The organism is Alkalibacterium iburiense, from assembly GCF_039521845.1.
Taxonomy (GTDB): Bacteria; Bacillota; Bacilli; order Lactobacillales; family Carnobacteriaceae_A; genus Alkalibacterium; species Alkalibacterium iburiense.
This window is the reverse complement of the sequence record NZ_BAAACW010000056.1, coordinates 1-25628: the sequence shown is the minus strand read 5'-3', so window position 1 is coordinate 25628 and position 25628 is coordinate 1. Positions and strand designations below refer to the sequence as shown.

The 25628-nt window shown below is 39.7% G+C and carries 18 protein-coding genes; 4 read left to right on the top strand and 14 right to left on the bottom strand.

Annotation, left to right across the window (positions count from 1 at the left end; translation table 11 throughout):
* Positions 1-4 precede the first annotated feature (4 nt).
* From ABDZ53_RS04805 to ABDZ53_RS04765, 9 genes are all read right to left on the bottom strand, one after another.
* Positions 5-3331, bottom strand: coding sequence for a glycosyl hydrolase 115 family protein (locus tag ABDZ53_RS04805; RefSeq protein ID WP_343754453.1), 3327 nt, complete (start codon positions 3329-3331; stop codon positions 5-7).
* 21 nt (positions 3332-3352) lie between these two features.
* Positions 3353-4750: a family 43 glycosylhydrolase gene (locus tag ABDZ53_RS04800; RefSeq protein ID WP_343754452.1), complete on the bottom strand. Its 1398-nt coding sequence runs from the start codon at positions 4748-4750 to the stop codon at positions 3353-3355.
* A 79-nt stretch (positions 4751-4829) separates the two neighbouring features.
* Complete coding sequence (locus tag ABDZ53_RS04795; RefSeq protein ID WP_343754451.1) at positions 4830-5912, bottom strand: Gfo/Idh/MocA family protein; 1083 nt, start codon at positions 5910-5912, stop codon at positions 4830-4832.
* Between the two features lie 32 nt (positions 5913-5944).
* Positions 5945-6967: a Gfo/Idh/MocA family protein gene (locus ABDZ53_RS04790; protein ID WP_343754450.1), complete on the bottom strand. Its 1023-nt coding sequence runs from the start codon at positions 6965-6967 to the stop codon at positions 5945-5947.
* A gap of 24 nt (positions 6968-6991) precedes the next feature.
* Positions 6992-8131, bottom strand: coding sequence for a Gfo/Idh/MocA family protein (locus tag ABDZ53_RS04785; RefSeq protein WP_343754449.1), 1140 nt, complete (start codon positions 8129-8131; stop codon positions 6992-6994).
* Positions 8132-8299: 168 nt separating this feature from the next.
* Complete coding sequence (xylB, locus tag ABDZ53_RS04780) at positions 8300-9790, bottom strand: xylulokinase (RefSeq protein ID WP_343754448.1); 1491 nt, start codon at positions 9788-9790, stop codon at positions 8300-8302.
* A 231-nt stretch (positions 9791-10021) separates the two neighbouring features.
* Positions 10022-11719 (bottom strand): glycoside hydrolase family 43 protein, encoded by a 1698-nt coding sequence (locus ABDZ53_RS04775; protein WP_343754447.1) that lies wholly within the window; start codon positions 11717-11719, stop codon positions 10022-10024.
* Positions 11720-11766: 47 nt separating this feature from the next.
* Positions 11767-12471, bottom strand: a complete 705-nt coding sequence (locus ABDZ53_RS04770) for a YesL family protein (protein ID WP_343754446.1) — start codon at positions 12469-12471, stop codon at positions 11767-11769.
* Between the two features lie 340 nt (positions 12472-12811).
* Positions 12812-13030, bottom strand: coding sequence for a hypothetical protein (locus ABDZ53_RS04765; protein ID WP_343754445.1), 219 nt, complete (start codon positions 13028-13030; stop codon positions 12812-12814).
* Between the two features lie 186 nt (positions 13031-13216).
* Between ABDZ53_RS04765 and ABDZ53_RS04760 the strand changes: the two genes are divergently transcribed.
* Positions 13217-14395, top strand: coding sequence for an ROK family protein (locus tag ABDZ53_RS04760; RefSeq protein ID WP_343754444.1), 1179 nt, complete (start codon positions 13217-13219; stop codon positions 14393-14395).
* Positions 14396-14447: 52 nt separating this feature from the next.
* Here the strand turns inward: ABDZ53_RS04760 and ABDZ53_RS04755 are convergent, their stop codons facing one another.
* On the bottom strand, positions 14448-16061 hold the full coding sequence (locus ABDZ53_RS04755; RefSeq protein WP_343754443.1) for a mannitol dehydrogenase family protein: 1614 nt from the start codon (positions 16059-16061) through the stop codon (positions 14448-14450).
* 12 nt (positions 16062-16073) lie between these two features.
* Positions 16074-19481 carry a glycoside hydrolase family 2 TIM barrel-domain containing protein gene (locus tag ABDZ53_RS04750; protein WP_343754442.1) on the bottom strand — a complete coding sequence of 1136 codons (3408 nt, stop codon included), beginning with the start codon at positions 19479-19481 and terminating at the stop codon, positions 16074-16076.
* Between the two features lie 172 nt (positions 19482-19653).
* On the opposite strand from ABDZ53_RS04750, the gene ABDZ53_RS04745 reads away from it, so the two are divergent.
* Complete coding sequence (locus ABDZ53_RS04745; protein WP_343754441.1) at positions 19654-20130, top strand: DUF188 domain-containing protein; 477 nt, start codon at positions 19654-19656, stop codon at positions 20128-20130.
* Positions 20127-20921: a DUF72 domain-containing protein gene (locus ABDZ53_RS04740; RefSeq protein WP_343754440.1), complete on the top strand. Its 795-nt coding sequence runs from the start codon at positions 20127-20129 to the stop codon at positions 20919-20921. The genes ABDZ53_RS04745 and ABDZ53_RS04740 overlap by 4 nt, the downstream gene beginning before the upstream one ends.
* Before the next feature lie 294 nt (positions 20922-21215).
* Here ABDZ53_RS04740 and ABDZ53_RS04735 read toward each other — a convergent pair whose 3' ends face one another.
* Together ABDZ53_RS04735 and ABDZ53_RS04730 are read right to left on the bottom strand one after the other, a co-directional pair.
* A complete protein-coding gene (locus ABDZ53_RS04735) occupies positions 21216-21890 on the bottom strand; it encodes a VanZ family protein (RefSeq protein ID WP_343754439.1) in 675 nt (224 codons plus the stop codon).
* 22 nt (positions 21891-21912) lie between these two features.
* On the bottom strand, positions 21913-22860 hold the full coding sequence (locus tag ABDZ53_RS04730) for an aminopeptidase (RefSeq protein ID WP_343754438.1): 948 nt from the start codon (positions 22858-22860) through the stop codon (positions 21913-21915).
* A gap of 175 nt (positions 22861-23035) precedes the next feature.
* Between ABDZ53_RS04730 and ABDZ53_RS04725 the strand changes: the two genes are divergently transcribed.
* Complete coding sequence (locus ABDZ53_RS04725; protein ID WP_343754437.1) at positions 23036-24064, top strand: zinc-binding alcohol dehydrogenase family protein; 1029 nt, start codon at positions 23036-23038, stop codon at positions 24062-24064.
* A 493-nt stretch (positions 24065-24557) separates the two neighbouring features.
* On the opposite strand, the gene ABDZ53_RS04720 is transcribed toward ABDZ53_RS04725, so the two are convergent.
* On the bottom strand, positions 24558-25529 hold the full coding sequence (locus tag ABDZ53_RS04720; RefSeq protein WP_343754436.1) for a permease prefix domain 1-containing protein: 972 nt from the start codon (positions 25527-25529) through the stop codon (positions 24558-24560).
* Between the last annotated feature and the right edge of the window lie 99 nt (positions 25530-25628).

Sequence of the window (25628 nt, the reverse complement as noted above, 5' to 3'; positions counted from 1 at the left end):
CTCCTTATTTTTCAATGGGAACTGTAACAGTTTGTTTCCAGCCATCCACTTTTAGATTGAATTGAATTTCAGGCTCATTAGTGTAATCAAAGACATGTGTCACTAAACGCTGCTCATCCGTTTTTAAGATGCCTTTGGTCGATACTTGTTCAATCCTGTTACCTTCCGACAATAATTCAACATCTAGATGGTAAGCTATCGATGCTGAACCATCATAATGAAGCACCGAGTGAACCGTTAGACTTTCTTCGTTTTCTGTTTCTTCTAAGCGAACAGTAGGATGAATAGACACGTTAGTTTCTTTAACTAAAGAAACTTCTATTCGCTCTTTTATATTTTTGAACCTTAATGTATGGAAGCCTTGTGATAAATAGAGTGTCTCATCTTTTTCATTAAGCTCTTGATTACCTACTGTTTCAATAGCTGCATCACCAAATGCATAGAAGCCACTTTTCTTGGCATAGAGAAGCAAAGAATGATTCCTTACTTCTATAGTGCCAGGAATAATTGAATAATCTGATAGCGTTTTAGGACTAAAGTTTGAATACTCTTCCAGTCTATCTGCATGTGGTGTGGGTTCTGGACCAAGTAAGGTTGGCTTTTCTCCTCCCAAGTCTATGATGACTTTCTGAATAACTACCTGTGGATCAATCAGGGATAGATGAACTGTGTGTTTTCCTGGTTTTAAAGTGATCTGAGAACTTTCATAAACATGTGCATTAACAATCACACTTTGTTCCCAATCTTTAGAATCTCGTTCTCCATTTTGAGATAAGTCACCTGGGTGAAGAGTTTCAATTTCTCCTTCATCCACTGATACTCCTAATCTCATCCCTCTTTCTGGATTGAAAGGCAGAGAAGGAGCGGTTACCACTTTAATGGTTGCTTCTGATGGTTCATCTAAGACAATATCATAAGACAATTGAGGTACATGAGTGATATCCCTTTCTTTATCGTACTCCACTGGGTTAATAACCATGGATGATTGCGTTCTTCCATAGTCAGGGATGACTTGCCAACTATGACCTTCACCCTCTTTTTTATCTGTGTAACCTTCTGCTTCAATCGCTATTTTTCCATCTATCGGCACATATCCTCCAACTAATGGGGATTCTGGATTATGCACATGGAGAGTAATCGTCTCTGTTTTTCCATTGCTATCAGATAAGTTGAGGATGCCTGAGATATCCTTACCGTATTCGACTTTATCCCAGTCAAAATCTACTCTTAAAAGCTGCTGGGTGGCTAATGAAAAGTCCGTGAGGCTTGTCTTTAACCAGTCCTTGTCTGTAGCAACTGTTATTTCGACAGGCTCTAATCCCTTGTTGTACACTTCAACAAAAAGGGACTTCTTAGTATAGCGGTCAGTCTGGTTAGTATTGAGAACCTGTACACCCCACTGTCCATTTAAATAATCCTCTTCGTCCAAAGTCTCTATTTCAGGCATCAGGAGTTCATCCGGTTGCTGCCAGTAAGTGTAGCCGATATGAATCTGATCCATCATATGATCCCATTTGCCATCTGAAATCACTTTATTGTAAGTGTAAGTCAGTTGGTTGTCTTCTTCAAATAAACGCTTAGCTTCAGCTGCAACAACATTGGTAGCTATTCTATTTTGCTTCTTGTAGTGTTTAGCTAAATTCACGTATAACTGTAGTTTCAAAACAGTATAGGAAGCTTTTGCAGGGTAGTAAGCGACTTGATAAAAGGCCTCTTTCAAATCATTCGGAAGCGTCTCATATACCCTTTCGGCTAGTTGAACCGTCTGTTCGAATTCTTCTAGCACACGTTCAGCTTCATATTCATTTTCCCAACTATAAAATTCTGTTATATTCAATATTTCCGGTTTGAGTCTGCCGTTAAATTTGACATAATCTCTGATAACCCGAGCGACATCCTTTCCGAAGCTTTCTCCAAATGTATACTCAGCCCATTCCTGAGCATAAACTTCTAAATTATCTGGGTTAAAGGCCTCAACATCCCATGCTAATCGGAGGAAAAATTCCGTCTGGTATTCCATAGGTTTTAAGTCCCCAACGTTGACAATCCAGACTTTTCTCGCATCATATTCATAGGCTTTACGCATTTGTTCATAGGTTTTTTGGATAGGAACTGTGTTTACCCATTTATAAGAACGCGGCCCGCCTACGTAATCGAAATGGTAGTAAATCCCGGCTCCGCCTTTTCTCTGGCGCTCTTCTTTAGTAGGTAAGCGTCTAATGTTTCCAAAGTTGTCATCGCCCCATAGTAACGTCACATCTTCGGGAATTTCCATACCTGAATCATAATATTCTTTGACTTCCTTATAAAGAGCCCACATTTGAGGGACATCTTCAATAGACACGTCCATTGTGTCTTGGATAATTTCTCGCTGATCTTGAATAATTTTTTCCATTAGCTTGATTTTTTCCTGGAAGGTTAAATCGCCTCCCATTGGTTCGTCACCATCTCCACGCATCCCTAAATTGATGATGGTTTCGTAAGGCTTGGAACGCTCAATGCCTTCAGTCCAAAACTCTTTCAAATACGCTTCATTGGTGGAGTAATCCCAAGGTCCTTTTTTATGAGCTTTCCAGTCTCCGTGAGGGCGATCCATCGGTTCATGGTGTGATGTTCCAATAACGACACCGTATAAGTCTGCCGTTTGAATATTTTCTTCATCGTCTTCGTAAAAGGTGCTGTCCCACATGGCTGGCCAGTGATAGTTCCCTTTTAATCGTAACGTTAATTCAAATATCTTTTCATAGAATTCATGGGTGAAATCTGGGAAATGTGTCCGTACCCATGTCATTAACGATGGGCCTTCATCATTTAAGAAGAATCCTCGGTACTCAACACTTGGCTCTCCTTTGCTGATTTTTCCTTTTTCAATATATAGCTCTTTATGTTTTTTAACCGGTACGTCCATCCACCAATACCATGGGGATACGCCCATTCTTTCAGTGATATCGTATATACCGTATATTGCTCCACGCTTGTCACTTCCTAATATAAGGACACTCTCGCCTTCCATCCCTGGTAGGGAGACTGTTTGGATTGTAAAGCTTTCCCATTTTCCTTCTAAGTCACTGGAATCGACTTTTAATGAGTTTAATAATTCTTTATTGTCAACTGTTCCGACAATTATACTCGGTTGGGTAGGTAAGTCATTAAGTAAGGCAGGTTTTTGACCAGTTACCTTTTCAATGTCTGTCTGCAAATCACCTGCAGCCCGTCTGACACTTTTGTGCTCGTTACTCATTACCACAATGGGTAATATTCTTTCTTCATTCACTAATGCAACAGTATCTTTCTTTTTTTCAAATTGGATATAATCCGAACCAAAAAACATAATAGCCTCCAAAAAATATGATTAATAATTGAATAATTCAAAGGACTCTATATCATATGACCCTTCTCCTTCAAAACTCAATATCATAGAAAATGGGTCATTTTGAGTCATAAGTGGTCTGTCTAATGTCATCCATTCGTTTGAATCGACAAATAGTTTCCATTTAATTTCTTCCTTTTCATTTCCATCTAAAGTAATAGTCAATTGACCTTCAGCCTGTCCTCTCACTCTCAGTTTCATCCTTTTTAAATCCGGGAGTGAAAAGTACTTATAATGTAACTCACTTTTGTCGATGATCTGTTTAATCAAAGAATACGTTTTCCCTGTCTCTTTGTCCTCTTCTTGTGTCACAAAAGGAGCTTCAGCGGGATTGTCTCTTTGGTTTAGCTGACAAGCCATTGCAGCAGGATAGGTTGCATAGGTATCAAAGGGACGGCCTCTTAATCCTTGACTCGTATAAGTAGCTGTCTCAAATGTTCCGTCAGCATTCCTTTCCAGTTTGTCCCCTACTGTTTGTCTTGAAAAATGCGAACGATTCGTGTGACGATGATTGAAAACATAATAGCCATTACCTATTTTCTCCATGCTCCCATGATTGTTCTCTATTAAATGAGCATCCTGGGTAGACGACCCGTCATTTCCTGTGTTCTGACTCGTCGCATACAGTAAACCTTTATGCTCAAATCCTCTATCAGGATAGCGACTCATCATATAGTGCAGTCCGGATAAATCCGTTGCCATGTACATAAGGTAATACCAGTCATCAAATTTTCGAATAGAAGCCGCTTCAAAGAAGTTCGGTTTGTGTCTGTCATCATCCGCCTGCATAAGAATCTTTGGTTCTGTTTTGGCCGTAAGCATATCTTTTTCCAGTTCTCTGACAAAAAGACCGACGACCGGGTGTCCATTCTTTTCATTCGCTTTTTGACCAGATCCTGAATAAAGAAAGATTCTGTCTCCATCCACTAAAACGGCCGGATCAAATTCAAAGTAATCAGCATAGTCTGCCCCAAATACTTTACCTGTTGCATCTTTGACCTCCCCATAATAACTAAAGGGACCTGTAGGACTGGAGCTCTTAGCTACTGAGATAATACTGGAATCTGCAATTGAATAGTACAAATAAAAGTGACCATCTGGTCCTTGAGCAACATCCGGTGCATACATATTGCTCTTCCCTTTTTTTATAGGTGAATGATGATCTGTTTTTCTATATATCACACCTTCATAAGTCCAGTCGGTTAAGTCATTGACAGAAGCGGACCAGGTCACGTAATCGCGCTCGCAGTAAGATTGCCCGTTAAAGGCATCGTGACTGCCATATAGGTACACACGATTCCCAAATACATGGACTTCTGGATCGGGTATGTACTCGTCAAAAGGTAGTATAGGGTTAGCTGAATGAAACATTTGAGTCATTTCTTTCCTCCCCTCATACAACAAGGAGGGAATAACCACTCCCTCCTCGCTGTATCTTAACTTAACAAGTGAGTCGATTTTAAAGATTTTTGTTTATGACCATGGCATCTCTTTCGGCTAATAGACTCAGCTCTTGTGCTTTGAAGATATGGTCTTGTGTCATCGCCTGCTCTGTTCCGTTTAAACAGTCTAAAATCATCTGGCCGAAGAAAGGATAGCCTACTTTTCCATTGACGTCATAGTGTTTTTCTCCTTCGTCAGTCACAAGATAGAGATGATTGCCTGTTTCTTCACGAGCCACATCCACGTATTTACGTAATTCAATGGTTCCTTTAGTACCCGTTATAAACGTTCGGCCGTCTCCCCATGTAGACAATCCATCAGGAGTAAACCAGTCCACCTTGAAGTAAAAGGTCGCTCCATTAGCTCCTATTAGTGTCGCATCTCCATAATCTTCTAAACCAGGTGTATCAGGGTTGTCATAATTAGCGACCTTACTATGAATAACTTCAGCATCTGTGTTATTGGAATAAAATAAAAATTGTTCAATTTGGTGACTGCCAATATCACACAGGATGCCTCCGTATTTATCCTTCTCGAAAAACCAGTCAGGTCTGCTTTCTTTATTTAATCGGTGAGGACCGAATCCGGTTACTTGAACCACCTCTCCAATCACACCTTGTTCAATCAGTTCGCCTGCAAAAACGGCACTTTCGACATGCAAACGTTCAGAGAAGTAGACAAAGAAGCGTTTCCCTGTTTCCTGCACTATACGCTTGCTTTCATCCAGCTGTTCCAATGTCGTAAAAGCCGTTTTATCTGCAAAGTAGTGTTTCCCAGCCCGCATAGCTTCATTCCCTATCGCACTCCGTTCACTGGCGATGGCTGCAGAGAGAATCATATCGACAGATTCATCTTCTAAAATCTGTTCTTTTGACTCAGCTAGCTCCACTTCCGGATACGTCTCTTTGAACGCTTTCATTTTATCAGGGTCATTATCATATACCCATTTTAAATTTGCCCCTGCTTCGACTGTTCCATTGACCATTCCATAGATATGACCGTGATCCAGCCCAATCGCCGCAATGGTGAAGCCTCCTTTTTCAATAACAGGTTTTGGCTTTCCCTTTGGTGCATACGTCATTCCACTTTCTTTTGACATTCGTTTCACCTTTCTTTCAGACTCTTATTGGTTTATTTATAGATTCTTTTAGGTTCAGCTACTGTCTTAGAAGAGTCAGCCATCATTTCAATTAATTCTATGGAAGGCAGTGCATCTTCTACGGTAATGTAATCAGTGGTATCTTCCAGAATGGCTCTGTAAAAACTGTCTATGAGATACGTATGACTAGCTCCGAAATAAGATTTGGCCCCTTCTAATTCTTCATCTTCTGCGAGTACTTCTTTTTCTCCAGTGCTTTTTGTTCGGTAAAGTGTACTGTCTTTTATAGTCAACCGTTCTGTATCCGTAATCACTTCAAGCTCAACGCTGGAGTTTGACACATTCGCGTTTGTCGCATGGAGATAGCCTTTTGTGCCTGTTTCGAATTGAAAACTTGCACTGACGGTGTCCTCCACTTCACTTTCAACATCAAGCAATTTGGATAGTGATGCCTTAACAGAAGAAATCTGACCTCCCAGCAGCTGAATCAGATCCAATGTATGAATGGATTGACTCATAATATTCCCATACCCAACTTCGCTTCTGGTTTTTCGCCAAGGTTTTGTCTCATAGTAATCCTGTTCTCTATACCACGTGACTAACCCTTTAATGCCTTGGATAGTTCCCGTTTCTTTTTTATTCAACCAATGGAGCATCTCTAGAAAGGTTGGGTTGTAACGATTTTGAAAGCAGACACAGATTTTTTGCGGATAAGTGTCTTCCAATGTCTTTTGAAGCAAGGCTTCTTCATAACTAATGGCAACGGGTTTTTCAAGCAGTACGTGTAAACCAGCCTCCACGCACTCTTTGGTGACCGGGTAATGTAAGTGATGAGGCAGACAATTGTGAACAACGTCCAACTCATGAGCTTGTATCATCTCTTGGTAATGTGTATAAAAAGGAACAGATTCCGCTTTGGATGCGACAGACGGATCAGTATCACAAACCGCTACTAATTCGGCCTTTGGATTATTTTGAATAGCCTGTATATGGAATGGCGAGACGTCACCTAACCCTATCATTCCAACTTTTAACTTTGTCTTTGAGTTTGGCATGTTAATCCCTTTCAAATAACGTATTTATGTGGTAATTTCATCGTCTGAAAAATTATCAATGGAACCAGATTTTTCGTAAAAACGGGGAGCTTTTTCTAGAACCCCTTCTTTTGTATAGAAAGGATGTGAGTCTTTTAATGGAAGACTGACTTTTTCACCTGATTGAGAAGACGCATAGATAGCCATAATTAATTCCAGAGTCTCTTTGCCCTGTAAGCCGTCTACAACTATCTCTTCCTTCCCAAGTATGCTCTGAATCACATTGCTTAACTGACCCGTGTGTCCTTCATAAGCAAGGTCGTCCAATGCATCGTACTGACGTGTAAGCCGTTGCATTTTGTCCGTATCTTCTTCTGGAAAACCATTCTCTTTTGATTTGGAGGCATAGACTTGAAAAGGAGCAGATAACCGTCCCTCTTCTCCTTGAAATACCAACTGCTGCTCTTCTCCGTGATGAACGACTGAACTCGTCAAAGTAGCCAAGCTGCCGTCTGAGTATTTTCCAATGGCTATGGAGAGGTCTTCTACTTCCGCATTATGGTGAGCGACATTGCTCATGACAGCTGTGATTTCATCAGGCATGCCATTCAACCATTTAAAAATATCCAAGTGATGAACCGCATGGTTAAGCGTGCACCCTCCGCCTTCTTTTTCCCATGTCCCTCTCCACCACAAATCATAATAGTTATGCCCTCTCCACCAGAATGAATCCACTTGGGTGTGAAGAACCTTTCCTATTGCTTTTTGGTCCAGCATTTCCTTCAGTTTCCACATCGGATTGGTAAACCTGTTTTGTGAAATAATGGATAGGATTTTGCCTGTTTCCTTTGCGGTCTGATTCATCTCATCGCATTCTTTTAATGAAGATGCCATTGGTTTTTCAACTACGGCATGTGCACCCGCTTTCATTGCATGGATAGCAATTTCTGCATGAACATAAGGTGGGGTACAAACGGAAACTAAGTCTAATTGTTCTTTTTCAAGCATTGCTTCATGATTATCATAAATAGCTACATCTAAATTAAAGCGTTTGGCTATTTTTTCTGCTTTTTCTGGGTATATATCACAAAGAGCTGTAATCGTTACTTCGTCAGAAAAAGATAAAAATCCTTCGATGTGAAGTGGAGAAATCGCTCCTGTTCCTACTATCGCAACCTTTAACATATAAGCATCCTTTCTTATTTACATAAGGCATTCATTAGATGTTTTGTTCGTTTTCGATTAATTGAGGTTCTATTTTCATGACTTAATGATTATTTAAAAGTTATGTTCTTATGCGATTAATCTAGATAAGAAAGCTGTGTCGATACACAGCTCTCCTTACCTGTCTATTTATTCAGTAGCTAATTTATGTGACAACTCTTTTATTGTTGGATAAACGTCTTTATAGTTTTCATATACTTTTTCATATTTTTCAACAGCTTCAGGATTTGGTTTCACTTCAGATTTATATTGAACAAACACTTCTGAACAGGCTTCAAAATCTTCGAACCATCCGGCACCGACTGCAGCAATCATAGCGGATCCCATGGCTGGCCCTTGTTCTGTTTCTAAGGTCACGACAGGGGCATTAAAGATATCTGCTTGCATTTGTAGCCAGTCAGGGTTTTTAGCTCCTCCACCGACAGAAACAATTTGAGTGAAATCTTTATTTGAATGCTTTTTCATTAACTCATACGAATCCTTCAATGAGAATGTGATGCCTTCAAGAACAGCGCGTGCAAAGTGGTCGCGAGTATGAGCAATATCCATTCCTAAGAAAGTTCCTCTAATGTTACTGTCTGTATAAGGTGTTCTTTCTCCCGAAATATAAGGAGCGAATAATAAGCCATCTGATCCGGGCTTGATATCTTTTACCCCGCTTAATAATTCTTCAAAACTTTCATTCGGTGCAAAGGTTTGTTTAAACCAGTTTAAACTGCTTCCCGCTGCGAGTGTGACTCCCATAGTATAAAAGGCATTCGGTATTACGTGGTTAAAGTAATGCAGGTGACCATTGTACGCTTTGTCTCCTGTTTCTTCATAAGATAAGAAAACTCCCGATGTCCCGATACTAGCCATGGCTTGGTCCGGTCTGACAATCCCTGCTCCAACGGCTGCAGATGGGTTGTCTGCTCCTCCTGAAAAGACTGGGATATCCTTCTTAAAGCCTAGTTTTTGAGCTAATTCAGAGTCTAACGTTCCTATTTTACCGTGAGATTCAACTAAAGGCGGGCAGATGGATACTGGAATATCTAATGTTTCCGCAATTACTTTACTCCAGGTTCTCTTCTCCACATCTAATAATAATGTCCCTGCTGCATCTGAATACTCCATTTGTTTATTTCCTGTTAAACGGAATCCTAAATAATCTTTAGGGAGTAAGAATAGGGCTGCTTGTTCAAAAATTTCCGGTTCATTTTCTTTAACCCATAAGATTTTCGGTAAAGTAAAACCTTCTAAAGCTTTGTTTTTTGTAATATCAATTAAATTATCAACTTTTTCAGTAATGGTTTCACACTGTTCTGTCGTGCGAACGTCATTCCATAAAATAGCGTTGCGTAAAACTTGATCATCTTTGTCTAGCAAGACAAGGGAATGCATTTGACCTGAAAAACTGATGCCATCCAAGTTCTCTGCCACATCTGGAGTAGACTTAACAATTGCTTTCATCACTTCTTTAGCCGCTCTAAACCATTCTGTCGGGTCCTGTTCACTGTGTCCGCGTTTGGGAGTCAATAAAGGGTATTCTGAAGACGCCTCGTCGACAATTTTCCCTTCTTTATTAACTAAAATGCCTTTTAATCCACTTGTTCCTAAATCTAAACCTAAAACATAACTCATTTCAACACTCCTCATTTGTTTAATTTAAATGTCTGATCAAAATAAAATAGCATGTGAGTGGGTCTTATTATTGGATAGACTGACCACTCAGATGAATCTGTTCTTTGAGTCTTCCTAATAATTGATTGATATCAAAAGAAAAAGGGACTGACGAAATGGAAAGCTCCAATCTAAGAACAGATTATTGCTTTAACCATTGGAGTCGGTCCCCTTTTTCCTGCTATTTAGTTATTAATTTTTTCCGCGTTCACCGTAGTTGACTTTTTCTTTACCTTTTTGACCTTTTCCGTAATGACGAGGTAAAGTCCAGTGATCTCTTGTATCTTCCTCTTCTTCATAACGGAAGTACTCAAAGTCCGCTGCTTTATTCATTCCACTGTTGTCAATCACACTCATTCCTACAAAGGCTCCTGTAAAGAAACCTGCTTCTTGAATGTATTCATCAGACAACTTCCAAGAATCAAAGATGACTGGGATGTCTTCCCATTTTTCTCCATCGAATGAATAGCTGAACTGGTAAGTGTACTGGTTTACTTTCACTTTAAACCAAACCGCTTCTGCCTCTTCTGGTACAGGAATCACATCATCCCCTAAAGGAGCGCTGACATTGTTACGCTCAGAAGCATATAAGTCAATGACTTTTCCATGATCTTCGTGCCAGGTCACATGAAGGTTTGTCCAGTTCTTCGTGTTATAGTAGTTCACTAAACCGGCTTGTTGTTGGAAGGTTTCCGGTTCGAAAATAACTTTAGTCTCTGATTCAAACTCGAAAGCTTGCCAGCGACGAGCAACTAGTGCTTGTTTGTGCAAGTTCGAATGACCACCTGCTCCATAAATGCGCAAGTATCCAGGGTTGTCAGTTGTAGAAGCAAACTCAGTATATGGAATACGCAAGGTTTGCCATTGGCCACCTAGTTCGTCTCCCTCAAACTGATCGACGACTGGGAAATCTGGCCCCCATTTTTGTTCTGGTAAATCTGGACCTTCAACTTTAACTTTAGGGTAATTGCCATCTACAATATAAGGCCAGTCGTTTTTCCATTCCATTTTCTGAATAGCTGTTTCACGGCCTAATTGGGAGTATCCGCGATTCATCAATAACACATCACCAGGTGCTTTTGTCAAACGACTATTTAAGTGTGCAAAGTACCATTCTCCATTTTGAGTTTCTACCATTGATCCGTGTCCGGCTCTTTGTAAAGCCAGTCTTGGGTCATAATAAGATGAAATAAGTGGATTATCTGGATGATTTTCATAGGGACCATCTATATTTTTAGAACGAGCAATGGAAGCGTGGTGTTCAATCATTGTTCCACCCTCAGCTGTTAAGAGGTAGTAGTAGTCGCCAATTTTGTATAAGTGAGGCGCTTCCACTAATCCAACATCTGTTCCGTGATAAATTACTTTGCGTTCTCCAACTAATTTTTCCTGTTTCGGATCGTATTCTTGTAAGACGATTCCACCGAAGTCGTGTCTGCCTACACGGTGATCCCAAACCATATTCAGTAACCATTTACGGCCATCTTCATCATGGAATAAAGAAGGGTCAAAGCCTGACTGATTTAAAAAGATCGGACTGCTCCACTCTCCATCAATCGTTTCGCATGTTGTTAAATAGTTTGTTACATCTTTATAAATGCCACCAGTGACTTTAACGTCAGAATAAATTAAATGGAATTTCCCATCTGCATAGCTTAACTGCGGAGCCCAAACTCCACCAGAATCAGGGTTTCCTTTCATATCTAGTAACTCGACTCTATTTAATGGACGCGCTACCTGACGCCAGTTAACTAAATCCTTTGAATGATAAATGACAACCCCTGGGAACCACTCGAATGTAGATACAGCAATGTAATAATCATCACCTACACGAACCATACTTGGATCCGGGTTAAATCCTCTTAACACAGGATTTTGAATTGTTGACATATACATATCCTCCTATAATTTAAATACATTTTTAAAAAAGAATAAAATTATTCTTCTTCTTTAACAAAATTAGCTTTGACGTCTTTAACAATAGTATAATTGTAAAGCAGCCAAATGTAAGACAGAACGGCCGGCATAAGGAATAATAGCCATTCAGAAATTGCCATCAATAAAAAGATAACAATAAAGATAATGAAGAAATTACCAAAAGTCAGTTTTAACTTGATAAAGAAATAATACAATCCTAATCGGAGTAAATCTCTGTATCTAAAACTAAACTTCGTTTGGATTATAAATACGGGTATCAAAAGTAAAGTCGAAAATAATATAAGCAAAGCAAAAAAATACCCTATTAAAATATATTCACTAGAAGCAACATTAAAATAATAATTGATATTAACTGAAAAGATATAAATCAGAAACAGATAAGGGAGCCATACCTTAAATGAATCTAAAAAGTTCAGTCGGTGAAAATAGCGAAAGTCTTTTCCAGGATCTGAAAAGTCATCTTCTTCAATGACCCTCAATGTTGACCCAATAAGCGCACTAATCGCAGGCCCCAGTGGAATGATACCAATTAAGTACCAGACTATATTCGCTAATGTGGCTTCTAAGAAGAAAAATAAGAAAAACAATGGAATAAAATGTAAGTTAAACCAAAGTGTTGTAATTAAAAACCAAGAAATATTTTGAGAAATTTTATATAAACAATTATTCCCCAAATCATTGTTGTTATCTGCTGGCATAGCCATTTCCTTTCACTCATTAGAATAAGAGCTTGCCTTATTCTTTTACTATTCTTAAACCGTTATCTTCATTATACACCAGTATGTTAATTAAATAAACAAACTAATTGAAAACAATTTCAAAATGCCTAATTTTATCCATTGAGAGACTAGGATTGTCCAGTTAATGTCTTAGTTTGTCTTTAACAAAACAAAAAGCTACCCTCTAAAGATACTCTTCACATTCGAGAGCAATAACAGGAGAGATAAGAAAGTCTTATCACTACTATTCATTAGGGGTAGCTTTTGTTAAGAAATCCCTTCTAAATTAAGGTGATCTCTTTCTTTTTAGTATTCCATCAGAATCTTAGTTATTTGCTTCTAAGTTTGCTTGGAATTCTTGGTGTGCATTATTAACGATTTCTAGATATTGGTCAACGTTCTGGTTTTCTAAGTCAGCCATGAACTCATCCCAACGATCTAGATCGTATTGTCCAGTAATGAAGCTTGACACTCCCACTGCTTTAGCTGTGGGAGTGTCAAAAAATATGTTTTCTTCTATCTCACAATGTGTTACACTAGGCATATCGATAGTTTGTTAGTCGAATTAACTAACTTCAATTATACTATAGCGAAACTTTATTTTGATGTCAAGCGCTTCTAGATAGTTTCTTCATTTTTTATGGATACTTGACAAACCATTCACACTTGAGTAAGTGTATACTTAAAAAACAAAGACGAAACAGACTATTATAAGAAAGAGGAAAAGATAATGTTTAGAATGAAAAATTCAATTAGAGAACAAAACAGCATCATTGTATTATCTGAAATAATTAATCGGCCGGAGATTTCCCGAGCCATGATTTCTGAATTGACCGGACTTAACAAAGCGACTGTTTCAGAAATCGTCCGCCGTCTGATTGAAGACGATTATGTGATTGAAATCGGACCTGGAAAAAGTACCTCTTCTGGAGGCAGGCGCCCTATTTTGTTAACTGTCAATAAAAAAGCGGGTGTATCCATCAGCTTTGACGTGCGCTATGACCGAATCAGTTACCTTATTACTTATTTAGATGGAGAGAAAATTGATTACACAATAGAAGAAAAGGAAATGACTAAAGATAATATTGTCGATTCGATCACTTCTGTTGTAGAAAATTTTAAATCCACTTTAACAGACAGTCCATTTGGGATTATTGGCATTACCATCTCAATTCACGGGATTGTAAATGAGAACAAGATTGAGTTTACACCCTATTTTGACTTAGATGAGATTGATTTAGTGTCTATTTTAGAACAAAAGTGTGACTTACCCATTCACATTGAAAATGAGGCGAATCTCTCTGCTCTTGCCGAAGCTGCTTTCGATTATGAACATGAACACATTGTTTCATTTAGTGCCCATACAGGGATTGGAGCAGGCGTTATTTTACATGGCCAACTGCATCGGGGATCTAGCGGACGCAGTGGTGAAGTGGGACATACGGTCCTCTATCCTAATGGCGTCAATTGCCCATGTGGAAACCAGGGATGTCTGGAGCAGTACTGTTCAACGAAAGCTGTTGTCAGAAAATTCCAGCGTCTAAAAGGAGATGAGTCCCTCACTTTCGACGATCTTGTTGCCTCCTATCATGAAAAAGACTCTTCGACCTTAAACATGATTCTTCAATTTGCTAAGGATTTTGGAATCGGTTTGATGAATGTGATTGGAAACTATGATCCGGAAGTGGTATACATTAACTCTGAGCTACTCGAAGAAATACCTGAATTAATTAGCTTACTTCAACATTATCTCAGCATGACGATTTATAAAAATGTTGTATTGAAGCAATCCCTGCTCGGCAAAAAAGCCAGTCTTTATGGAGCAACTGTCATGAATCTGCAAAAATTCCTTCATGTCAGCAATGTTGAATTTAGCTTAAACATGGAAAAAGTGTTAGAAGTGGAATGAAAACTTAAAAAGCGTTCACTAGGGAAAATCCAAGGGAACGCTTTTTTGCTGTTTAGTTTAAAGCACGTTTGAGTGTATCTCTTACGGCTCCAGGTCCTGCTATCAACTCTTTGAAATAATCTGTGATGGTATCAGATAAGCCAATCGTGTACAAGTCATTGCCGAAAATATCTTCTCGACTTAAAATCGGTTTTATTTTTTCTTCTATACCCTCTGTGTCTCCAAGCGACACTTGAGCCATAATAGGTACCAACTCATCCAGTAAAGGATCTGGACTGAGTGTCAGGCTTTCTCCTTGGTCATCCACTTCCATCAAATAGCGCAACCAGCCTGCTAAAATTAGTGGGATAAATCTTAAGGAAGTCACGTCCCTGCTTTCATCTTTTACATAAGACTGAATCGTCTTCCCATAACGTATAGACAGTTTTTGAGATGTATCTGTCGCAATACGCTGCGGCGTATCCGGCATAAACGGGTTCGGGAAGCGCACATTAATGACTTCGTCAATAAAGGCTTTCGGATCCAATATTTTAGGGTCTACCACTACTGGCAACCCTTCTTCATATCCTATTTTCTCCACTAGAGCCTTCAATTCTGAGTCATTCATTTCCTCGTGAATAGAGGTATGGCCAAGTAAGCACCCGTAAATAGCCAATGCCGTATGCAATGGATTTAAACAGGTCGTCACTTTCATTGTTTCGGCCTTATCCACTGTCTCTCGGTCTGTAAAGATAACCCCAGCTTCTTCTAAAGGCGGTCGGCCATTAGGGAAATGATCCTCTACCACTAAATACTCAGCCTCTTCCGCATTCACGAATGGAGCGGTGTACGTCTGTTTATTTGTAATAATCACCTCTGTGTCTTCAAAGCCATCCTCTTCTAGAATGTTCTGAACATCGGCATCTGGACGGGGCGTGATTTTATCTATCATACTCCACGGGAAAGAAACTTTATCGGGATTAGACACATAGTCCGCAAATCCATCATCCACTAAACCTTCTTTCACCCACATTCTCACAAACTGAGTGACGGTGTCTTGAAGCAGCTGACCATTGTGAGACGCATTATCCATTGACACTAAAGCAATAGGGGCCGCTGACTGTTTGTAGCGTTCATATAACAATGCAGACAATTTCCCCATGTAACTCATCGGTTTTTCTGGTCCATTTTTAAAGTCTTGTTTTACAGGTTCCATTATTTCGCCCCGTCCATTGACCAGGCTGTAGCCTTTTTCAGTAATGGTAAAACTTACCATCTGTAAAGAGTCTGCTCTGAAAATTTCCTTAAGTCGGTCAAACTCTTCTGTGTTTTCACTATCCATACGTAAAGATTCAACGACTGAACCGACAACCGTTTTATCAACAGACCCATCGGCTTTTAAGGTCACCAGTAAGCTTAGCTCATCAAAAGGACGGTAGGCTTTTTCTATAATTTCATAATCGAATCCTTCTCCCACAATGATTCCTTTGTCTAACTTTCCTTCATTTAAGAGTCTTTGGGTAAACATAGCTGGGAAGGCTCTGAATATGTTTCCAGCCCCTAAATGGAGCCATGTTGGTTCGTTTCTTGTGTTTTCTCTTACTTGGTCTCTATCAAATTCTGGCAAGACATACCCTTTTTCTTCCCACTGTGATCTATTTTCAAGTTCTTTTCTATTTAACTTCATTTATTCCACTCCTTAATCTTTGGTTTTAAATTGAAAGGCTTTGAAATCAAACTGACTACCCGGTAAAAAGATAAAGGTAACCGTTCCTTTACCTGATAATGGGGTAAGGTCAAATTGTTTACTTTCTGTTTTATTTGTTTGTGTGAATTCAACTAATTGATTCACCTGGCTGCCACTTTCTCCTTCAAAGCGAACATGAATGGTATTTTTTTCAATCGGTGAATGGCCTTCAATGAGGATTTCTCCAGCTTCTTTGTCCGAGAAGTCCATATCCTCAAAAATGAGAGACACGTTGTTTCCGATTTGTCGCACCTCTTCTTCTGTCTGTTCGAAGGCATCCCCATAAATAAAGTCAGCTTCCACCGCTTTGTTATAAGAAAACGCTCTGTTTTGCTTTTCGAAATAAAACCCTTTTAAATGCACTTTCGCATGCATCATAAAGTACAGAGAAGTCACGCCTGTCAATCGTTTACTTAACTGATAGCTTTCTTCCTGGTAAACATTCCATTTCGATACTTTTTGATAGTGGGCTTCTTTTAGTAGAATACTGCCTTCTTTTTTCGGATGTCCTTCCCAAATTTCAATCACATAGTTTTCATCGCTTAATGTAAATAAAGGCAAGGTAATGGTATCCGATCCGTAAGCTCCGAAATCAATCTCATGGTATCCCACGATTGTCTCGCCATCTCGGCTTGTAGCAACTCCTCGCTCGTTGCCATTTGACACATCTCCCATTGAATCATCCAACAAAGAGCCTGAAATGAGTTCATAGGGATTCTTATACGCTGTTCCCATATCTGTAATAGTCATATCCAGTTCAGAAATGAGTTTAATTTTATCCGTGCCATTTTTCGTTGTACAGCGGACTCTGAAAGGCCCGTCTCCTTTAGCCGTAACGATTGCTTTAGGGCCGCCTACTATAAGACTCGCATGCGTCATTTCAACTCCCGCATCATTAACAATACTCCACTCTAAATCCGTATACGTCGTATTTTCCGGATAAAGAGTCGCTTCAACAATCGTCTCAGTATTATCAGGATGCAAATGAAGCCCGTTTGAACTGGTTAACTCAATTTTTCTAACAGGCAGTTCATCCGATTGTCCCGTTTCGATAGCCCGTTCTGTATTTTTGTGTTGTGCTTCTTTTATAAAGACTGTTTCTGCTTCGACAGCATGCAAGGTAAGCTGTGCTGATTTGATATTGTTAGACGACACCTCTACCTCAATGGGACCCGTTTCTGTCGTAGCTTGAATAATGGCCATTGCCTTCCCGCTGAACAGTCTTCTAGAGATTCCTTTATACTGGTCGTAATCTGTGCTGTCTCCATTATCTAGTCCAACCAGTCGGCCTGCTCCGCTCACATGAACCTCTACGCGATTCGTTGCATTTTCAACAGGATTTCCTTCCGCATCCAAAGCACCGATTTCAACAAAGATTAAATCTCTTCCATCGGCCTTCACTTCAGGTTTATCCGCTGTAAGAATGAGTTCTTTCGCATCCCGAAATGAACGTCTGACGCTTCGGCCGATTTCCACATCCTGTTCATCATAGGCAATCGCTTTTAACTCACCTGGTTCATAGGGTATTTGCCACGTTGGTGTGATGTCTGTATCATTTTGGTGATCAATGTGCTTTTCCCCAATGACTTCATCATTTAAGTACAAGACGACTTTAGGGGCATTGGTCGCCACTCTCACATCAATCGTTTGACCGGGATTAAAGTCCCAATAAGGAAACAGGTGAATCATTGGCTTGTCTTTATAATGAGTCCAGGCTGACTGATAAATGTAATAGGTATCTTTAGGGAAAGTCGCCGTGTCAATCTGTCCGAAATACGAATTTTTTGTATGATAAGGTGTCGGTTCACCAATATAATCAAAACCTGTCCAAATAAATTGTCCCATAGAAAAAGGGGTGTCCCGGTCATACGTTAATATTTCCTCGGGAGTATCTGCTCCCCAGCTCGTTGAACTATTACCCAAGGCTGAACACTGTTCATCGTCATCTGCTAAGACAGACTGCTTGTATGGGAAATGATAAATGCCACGACTCTGCACGACTGACCCCGTCTCGCTTCCGTAAATAATCCAGTCGGGATGCGCTTCATGGTGGTCTTCGTAATACTTTTCACCGTAGTTGTATCCAGCTACCTTTAGGAAATCAGCTACTTTCTGAGCGTTTTCCCAAGGCATATAGTTTGAACCAATCGTTACAACCGCGTTGCTTTTCGGATCAAACTCCTTAATATAGCTATCCAGCTGTTTCGCTATTTCGAGTCCGCGCTCGTCGGCATGGGTATCGTAAATCTCGTTTCCTATTGTCCACATAATTAAACTCACATGGTTGCGGTCTCTTTTGACCCAGCTTCTTATATCTTTGTACGCCCACTCTTTGAAGAATCGGGCATAGTCATAAGTTGTTTTCGGTCGTTCCCACATATCAAAGGATTCGGAAACAATTAAAAAGCCCATCTCATCCGCCAGTTCCATCAATTCTCTTGCCGGCATATTATGAGACGTTCGAATGGCGTTGACACCCATCTCTTTTAAAAGGGTAAAGCGGCGTCTTAAGACAGCCGTGTTGAAGGCTGAGCCTAATGCGCCAAAATCGTGGTGCTCACAGACTCCTTTCAATTTCATTCTCTTTCCATTCAAAATGAAGCCTTTATCTGGATCCATGTTTACTGTCTTGAACCCTACTCGTGTTCTTCTCCGTTCAAGGACTTCATCTGATTCCTTGTGCATTAACACTGTTTCCAACTCATATAAATGAGGGGCGTCAGGCTCCCATTCTTCAACAGTTAAATCTTCTAAAGACAAGCTGACGGTTCCTTTTTCGCTGACTTGAGTTTCCACTTCTTGAATCAAGTGATCTTTTTTAAAAAGAGTGTGTTTCAGCTTTATAGGTTCTTCGGTCTGAACGTCTGTCTCTATCTCCATTCGGTATGTTTGGTTTTCTTTGTGTGATGAGATATAAAGGCCGTCGGTTTCAATATAAGACGGGCCGTTTAGCTTGATCCAAACATTCCGGTATATGCCAGCCCCGGTGTACCATCGGCTATTTGGGGATTGATGAACGACTTTTAGAAGGATGTCATTTTCTCCTTTGACAAGGGCCTCTGAGATATCCATTTCAAAAGCCGAGTACCCGTATTTCCATTCTCCGATTTTAGTGTCATTCACGTAAAGCGTGGAATCCATATACACTCCATCAAAAAGGAGAGAAACCGTCTGGTAATCGCCTTCATAATTTAACGTTTTTTTATACCAGCCTACGCTGTCTTGATATAATTCACGAGTATTTCCAATGAGCCAGTCATGGGGAAGTTCAACGGGTTCAAAAGTGTTCGGTTTTTCATGAGAAAGCCCTTCTACTTTGGCGAACTGCCAATCCTGAGTAAACAATTTAATTTGATTCACTCTTATTGCCTCTTTTCTGAACTATTGTTGTATCGTTTGTTCATTTATTAAACAAACTCCTCTTTCATAAGATTAAGCTTTTTTGGAAACGATGTCAATCATTCTTCTGTTTTACTTTTTGCTTTTCGCTCCTATAATAGATAAGAGAGTGATTATAGAGAGGAGTCTATATATGAAATTGATTGTGGACGCAGATGCCAGTCCCAAAAAAGAAGAAATCATTCATGCCGCACAGAACTATGGCTTAGAAGTGATTCTCGTTTCAAGTATTTCCCATTATTCTGTAAAAGAATTACCTGAAGGGGTATCGCGTGTGTGGGTGGATACGGGGATTGACTTGGCAGATTTTAAAATCATGCAGCTAGCTTCCGCTCGTGATATTGTCTTTACCAATGATTATGGCTTAGCTTCTATGTTACTACCGAAAAAGTGCCGCATCATTCATCATGAAGGCTATGAATATACCGAAAGCCTCATGCAGCAATTAATTGACAGCCGCCATTTGTCTGCGAAACAGCGTCGGACTTCTAAGCGATCTCGTGTTAAATCGATGGATCCTTTCGCGGGAGAAACACGGATTCCTTTTGAAGAATTGCTGGAACAGGTGATTACCGAACAGTTAGAAAAAAGAAATGAGGCAAGCGAATGATTACGATTGGTTTAACAGGCTGGAGTGACCATGCGTCGATTCAACGCACACGGGACCGCCGATTAGAAGAATATGCCAGTCATTTTCCTGTGGTTGAACTGGATACTAGTTTTTATGCGATTCCTTCTGAAAAGAATATCTCGCAGTGGATAGAAAAGACACCTGCCGTCTTCCAGTTTATTCCGAAAGCTTACAGCGTATTGACTTTACACAAAGATTTTAAGGAAAACTTTTCTACAATGGATGAGGCTTTTTCCGCATACAAACAAGCCTTCCGTCCTATGGTTGAAGCCGACAAGGTAACCTCTTTCCTTTTTCAGTTTCCTCCAACATTTGACTGTGTGAAAAAACACGTCAATTATTTACGGTATGTTAGAAAGCAAATGGGTGATTGGCCTATTTCTATTGAGTTCCGAAATCAGAGCTGGTTTTCAGATACAACAACCGAGAATACCCTCCAATTTTTGAGAGAGTATGCCTTTACTCACGTGGTGGTTGACCAGCCGCAGACACCCAATAACAGTGTACCAAAAATTGTTGAGACGACTCATCAGCCTTTCAGTTTCGTTCGCCTTCACGGACGCAACTACGAAGGCTGGTTAGGCGAAAACGTCACTGACTGGCGAGCTGAACGCACCCTTTACAATTACTCAGAAGAGGAACTCCTAGAATTGAAAGAGTTGGTCTTAGAGTTAAAAAACAGTCTGATTATGTATGTGTTATTTTTAATAACAACTCTGGCGGTCACGCTGCGACTAACGCCAAACAACTACAGTCCTTACTTGGTTTAACTTTTGAAGGGTTAGGCCCGCAGCAGCTGGATTTATTTTAAGAATCGTTTCATTCGTCATTAGCAGCCTTCTTTCCTATTCCTTTCGAAACTTTTCAATGATGAGTGAGACTTACTCGTCTATTTTTTAGACTAAGTGTCATTAATTCGGCTTTGAATGACACTTACTAGAACATTTTTCAGACTAAGTATCATTAATCCGGCTTTGAGTGACACTTAACACTCTTTTTCCTGGACTAAGTGTCACTATCAGCTAAATAATAAACAAAAAGACTGGCTCTTTTCGGTAAAATGCTTACCGAGCGGAGCCAGTCTTTCTATCTTTTTTGGTTAATTGAAATAAAAAATTAAATAACGAGTATATTGTAACTCCTACTGCTGCACCAGCTGTATCAATTAAAATATCAGTCACAAGGAACATGCGTCCTGGTACGAAAATCTGATGAATTTCATCGAATACGGCATACAGAAAAGATAGGAAGATAGCTAATCCAACGGCTTTCCACCCTTCTATACCAGAGACCCATAAGGCATTTTTTATAACACTGCCTAAAAAAAGATAAATAAAGAAGTGAGCATATTTTCTTAAGTAGCGGTGAATGACCCAGCGATTCATTTCTAAAATACCACTTTCCCCTACTCTCGGTCGAATGACATATACCAGAAGATAGACACTGGTCAAACTGAGTAAGATAAACAGTATAAACAATCCAATTTTAATTAGCCTTCCTGACGAAATGCGGGATAACCACAATAAGAAAATGTGATACACAATAACGAAGCCAATGACGCCGATCCATTGCCAGTAGTTCAATAATCGCCAGCCGATTTCCATCGCCCCCACACTCCATTTGACTGATTCCTGAGCAGGCTGGGATGAAAACCAGAAAAGAACGGCCATCCAGAATAGAACGACACCCCACGATAAGACACTCAAGAGCCGATTATGCTGTTTTGCTTTTTTCGTCATGGTCCTCGCTCCTATACATCTTTTAAGCCCTGTTCACTTCTCCGTTTTCCATAATTTTTTCTCCATCAATCCAGACAGTCGGTTCTTTCACGACACAATCGATGTGGACACCCGCTTCGGTTACTCCCCCAAACGGTTTATTTGATCCGAATGCTATATGAATCGTACCATACACCTTTTCATCTTCCAAAACGACACCGGTTATTTGGGCTGTAGGGTTCGTTCCGATGCCAAATTCCGCTATGATTCTTCCTTTGTCGTTTCCTAACAGTTCAAGCAACTCTTCACCCTGATTGCCAGATGCGTCAACCAGACGCCCGTCTTTGAGTACTAATACAACCGGTTCATTCACTTTACCCAATTGAGCAATGGATCCGTCTACGACTAGTTTCCCATTAGCTGAATCTTCTATAGGAGCGATATACGCTTCGCCTGATGGGACATTTCCAGCTTGACCTTTTTCTCTGAAAATTCCCGTACTCGGTATACCGGGACGATCGGCGATTGAAAAAGTGAGCACTTCTCCATCTTTTTCAATTTTGACTTCAGAAGCCTGATCTAACACTGAAGTGAAATGAGAGGTTAAATCTAGTATCGTTTCGGGGTCTGCTTCAATGGCTCCTTTTTCCAGCATATCAAAAGTTAAACCGGGCATCGTGCCAATTCTTGTCCCTGTAGCGACCGCCTCTTTTTTGGCATGCGTATGAGTCAGACTGGCATGAGTGATACACAAGGCGACATCCGCATCTTTCATCGCTTGAACGATAATAGCGGGTGGTTCTTCTCCCGATCGGTAAATCGATGGAAATTGAGCAAACACGGTCTCATTCCCTTTAATACACGCTGCTTCATAAAAAGGCATGGCTACTTGTCTCATACGGTCATCCGTAATGATCACCACTTTTTCACCTTTTTGTAAGTTGAAATTATTTTCAAATACTTTGATGGCATTATCGATATATTTAGTCACTTTATTCATCCTTTTCTAAATGATTTGAAGTATATGTAAAAAGTTAATATCTCTATTCTATCTAAAAAAGGCAATGGAAGAAATACTTTCACGGAATTAAGCGTCAGAGTTTGTTCTTTTGTCGGAATGTGAGTAAACTAAAGGTAAGATAAATTTAGAAAGGATCGATAAAAATATGACTGATTACATGACTGCTTATGGATTCACCACTCCTCAACTAGATGGCGGACACCCTCCTATTGAAAAACACTCTATCCCTGTTCCTGTTCCAGAAAAGAGGCAAATCCTTGTAAAAGTTAAAGCGGTGTCGCTTAATCCAACTGATATAGCCACATGGTCTAGAAAAAAAGAGTCAGATGACTCCTTAACTATTTTAGGAAGAGACGTGTCAGGTACGGTTGTATCAACCGGTTCAGATGTCACTTTATTTAAAGAAGGCGATGATGTCTTCTATCCCGGTTCGAGTAATATTCAAGGAGCCCAAGCCGATTTTCATGTCATTGATGAACGAATGGTATCTTTAAAACCTAAGAACCTTACTCACTCTGAGGCAGCTGCTTTGCCCTTAACCGCTTTGACTTCATACGAAGTGATACATGATCGCTTATCTTTGCTTAGTCAATCTGAAAACCCGAAAGATACGATACTCCTTATTGTTGGAGCCGCTGGTGGAGTTGGTTCGATTGCCTGTCAAATTGCATTAAATTATGGGTTCACAGTTATCGGCACAGCTTCTAGAGAAGAAAGTGCGAATCATGTGAAAAACTTAGGCGTCAAGCATGTGATTAATCACAAAGAACCTTTCGAGGAACAATTGAAGGCAATAGGGTTTGAAACGGTGGATGCCATTTTACTGGCAGCTAAAGCTGATGACAATATAAATGAAGCAGCAGAAGTCATTCGACCACAAGGTAGCGTGTGCTCTCTTCTGCCATTAAAAGACCCTCTTCCTCTTTCATTTTTCAGTAAAAGCATATCCTTTAGCTATGAACTCATGTATACCCGGTCTGTTTATGAAACATCTGACTGGATAAAGCAGCATGAATATTTAATAGAATTGAAGAATCAAGTGGAACAAGGGTTCATACAGTCCACTTTAACGAAACACTATTCCGAAATGAATGAGCACACGTTAATCGAAGCATACAAAGAATTGATGAGTGATCAAACCCTAGGTAAAATCGTCTTGGAACACTCTTCCTAATGAAAACAAGAAACGAGTGACTAAATTTTCTACATCATAAATAAGACCTGCCATCACTTCTACATGATGGTCAGGTCTTATTTTTTGACTACTTTATCTCCAAATACTCTAAAATAAAAGACTGGAAAACTGATACTGAAAAAGAAAAACAAAGGGACAAAATACAAGCTCAGAGCCAGCTGCCCTATCAACAGTAAGGTAATCCCCAGCGTATAATGTGGATAACGAAAAATACTATACAAAGATAGAAGTAATCGATTCTTCAAGGGATGACCTGTCGAAAAGAAATACGTTTGATGTATGAGCGAAAGGAGAAGCACTTCTTATAAAATCAAGCTTTTTCAATTAATCGCTTACTCTTTTAGTACATATCAAACATTCCATAATAGATAGAAATGAAAAAAAGAGCCGAAGAACTCTTACTTCTTCAACTCTTTTTTAGAAATGAATTTTTTTTATACAAGTTAAAATTTTATAAAAAGGGTGGTTTATTCTACTGTTCTTTCGGTGTGAAAATAGCCAGAATAGCCTCTTCTAACACGCCGCCCAAAACGAAAATGAGCCACGTCCATCCCCATCCTCCTTGCCAGAAACTTAAAATGAAATAAAGAGCGATTAGGATTGGCCAGTAGATTTCATCAATAAAATGATTGGCTTTTTTCTTCTGAATCTCTCGTTTCACTTCTCCTTCAATGGCATCCATGGATTTTCCATTGGTTAATAAAACAGTGAACGCATTCCAATAATTCCCGCTATAGACAAATAGTACAATCCCTAGTCCCGCTAAAACGAGCATGAGTGCTACTCCTATCAAAACTGAATAGGTCTGACTAATTAGCAGGCTGAGAAATAAAGGCGTTAAGGACAATAGACAGAGGGACACACCAACAACGATACTAAAGGTAAAGGAGCGTTTGTAATTCTGCTTGACTTCTTCCAACCAGTCCCTATCTGACGGCAATAAAACAAAAGGGGAATGATACCCGTTCAGTTCTTGCAGTTTCATCCCTTCAATGATGAATAAGCCGATTCCAATGACGGCAAATGCAAGTAAGACAATTAATCCGATATAAATAGACGCTCGTGCAAAATTGGACCAGGCCATAGTGATGAGTAATCCGGCTATCCCTATTAAAATGGATAACACACCTAACCCAATATTTAATCCACTCTTTCTTTTCGCTTCAATGTACCCTTCCAGATCTTCTGTTTCTGCCACATGATAATGTATGCTTTCATCCACTCTTGACTCTTTAGAAAAGCCCATTTCTTCCAGTAATTCTTCAATGTTCCCGAACTCTGCAATGACAATCCCAATTGCTTCGTGCTCGGATACCCCTTCCTCTTTTAAAGCCAGATATTTGTCTTCCATGTTAGCTAAAATATCTGTTTTTAACTGCTGCGTTTCTTTCGTTATCGGTACGGTTTTAAACATTTGATCGACATAGTCATTAATGATATTCATTTTTTCTCCCCTCCAACCAATTGGGTTAGTGTCAATACTTTCTTTTAATAATTGCTTACAATGGTTGTTATATCAAGAAAAAACAAAAAAACACTTGCC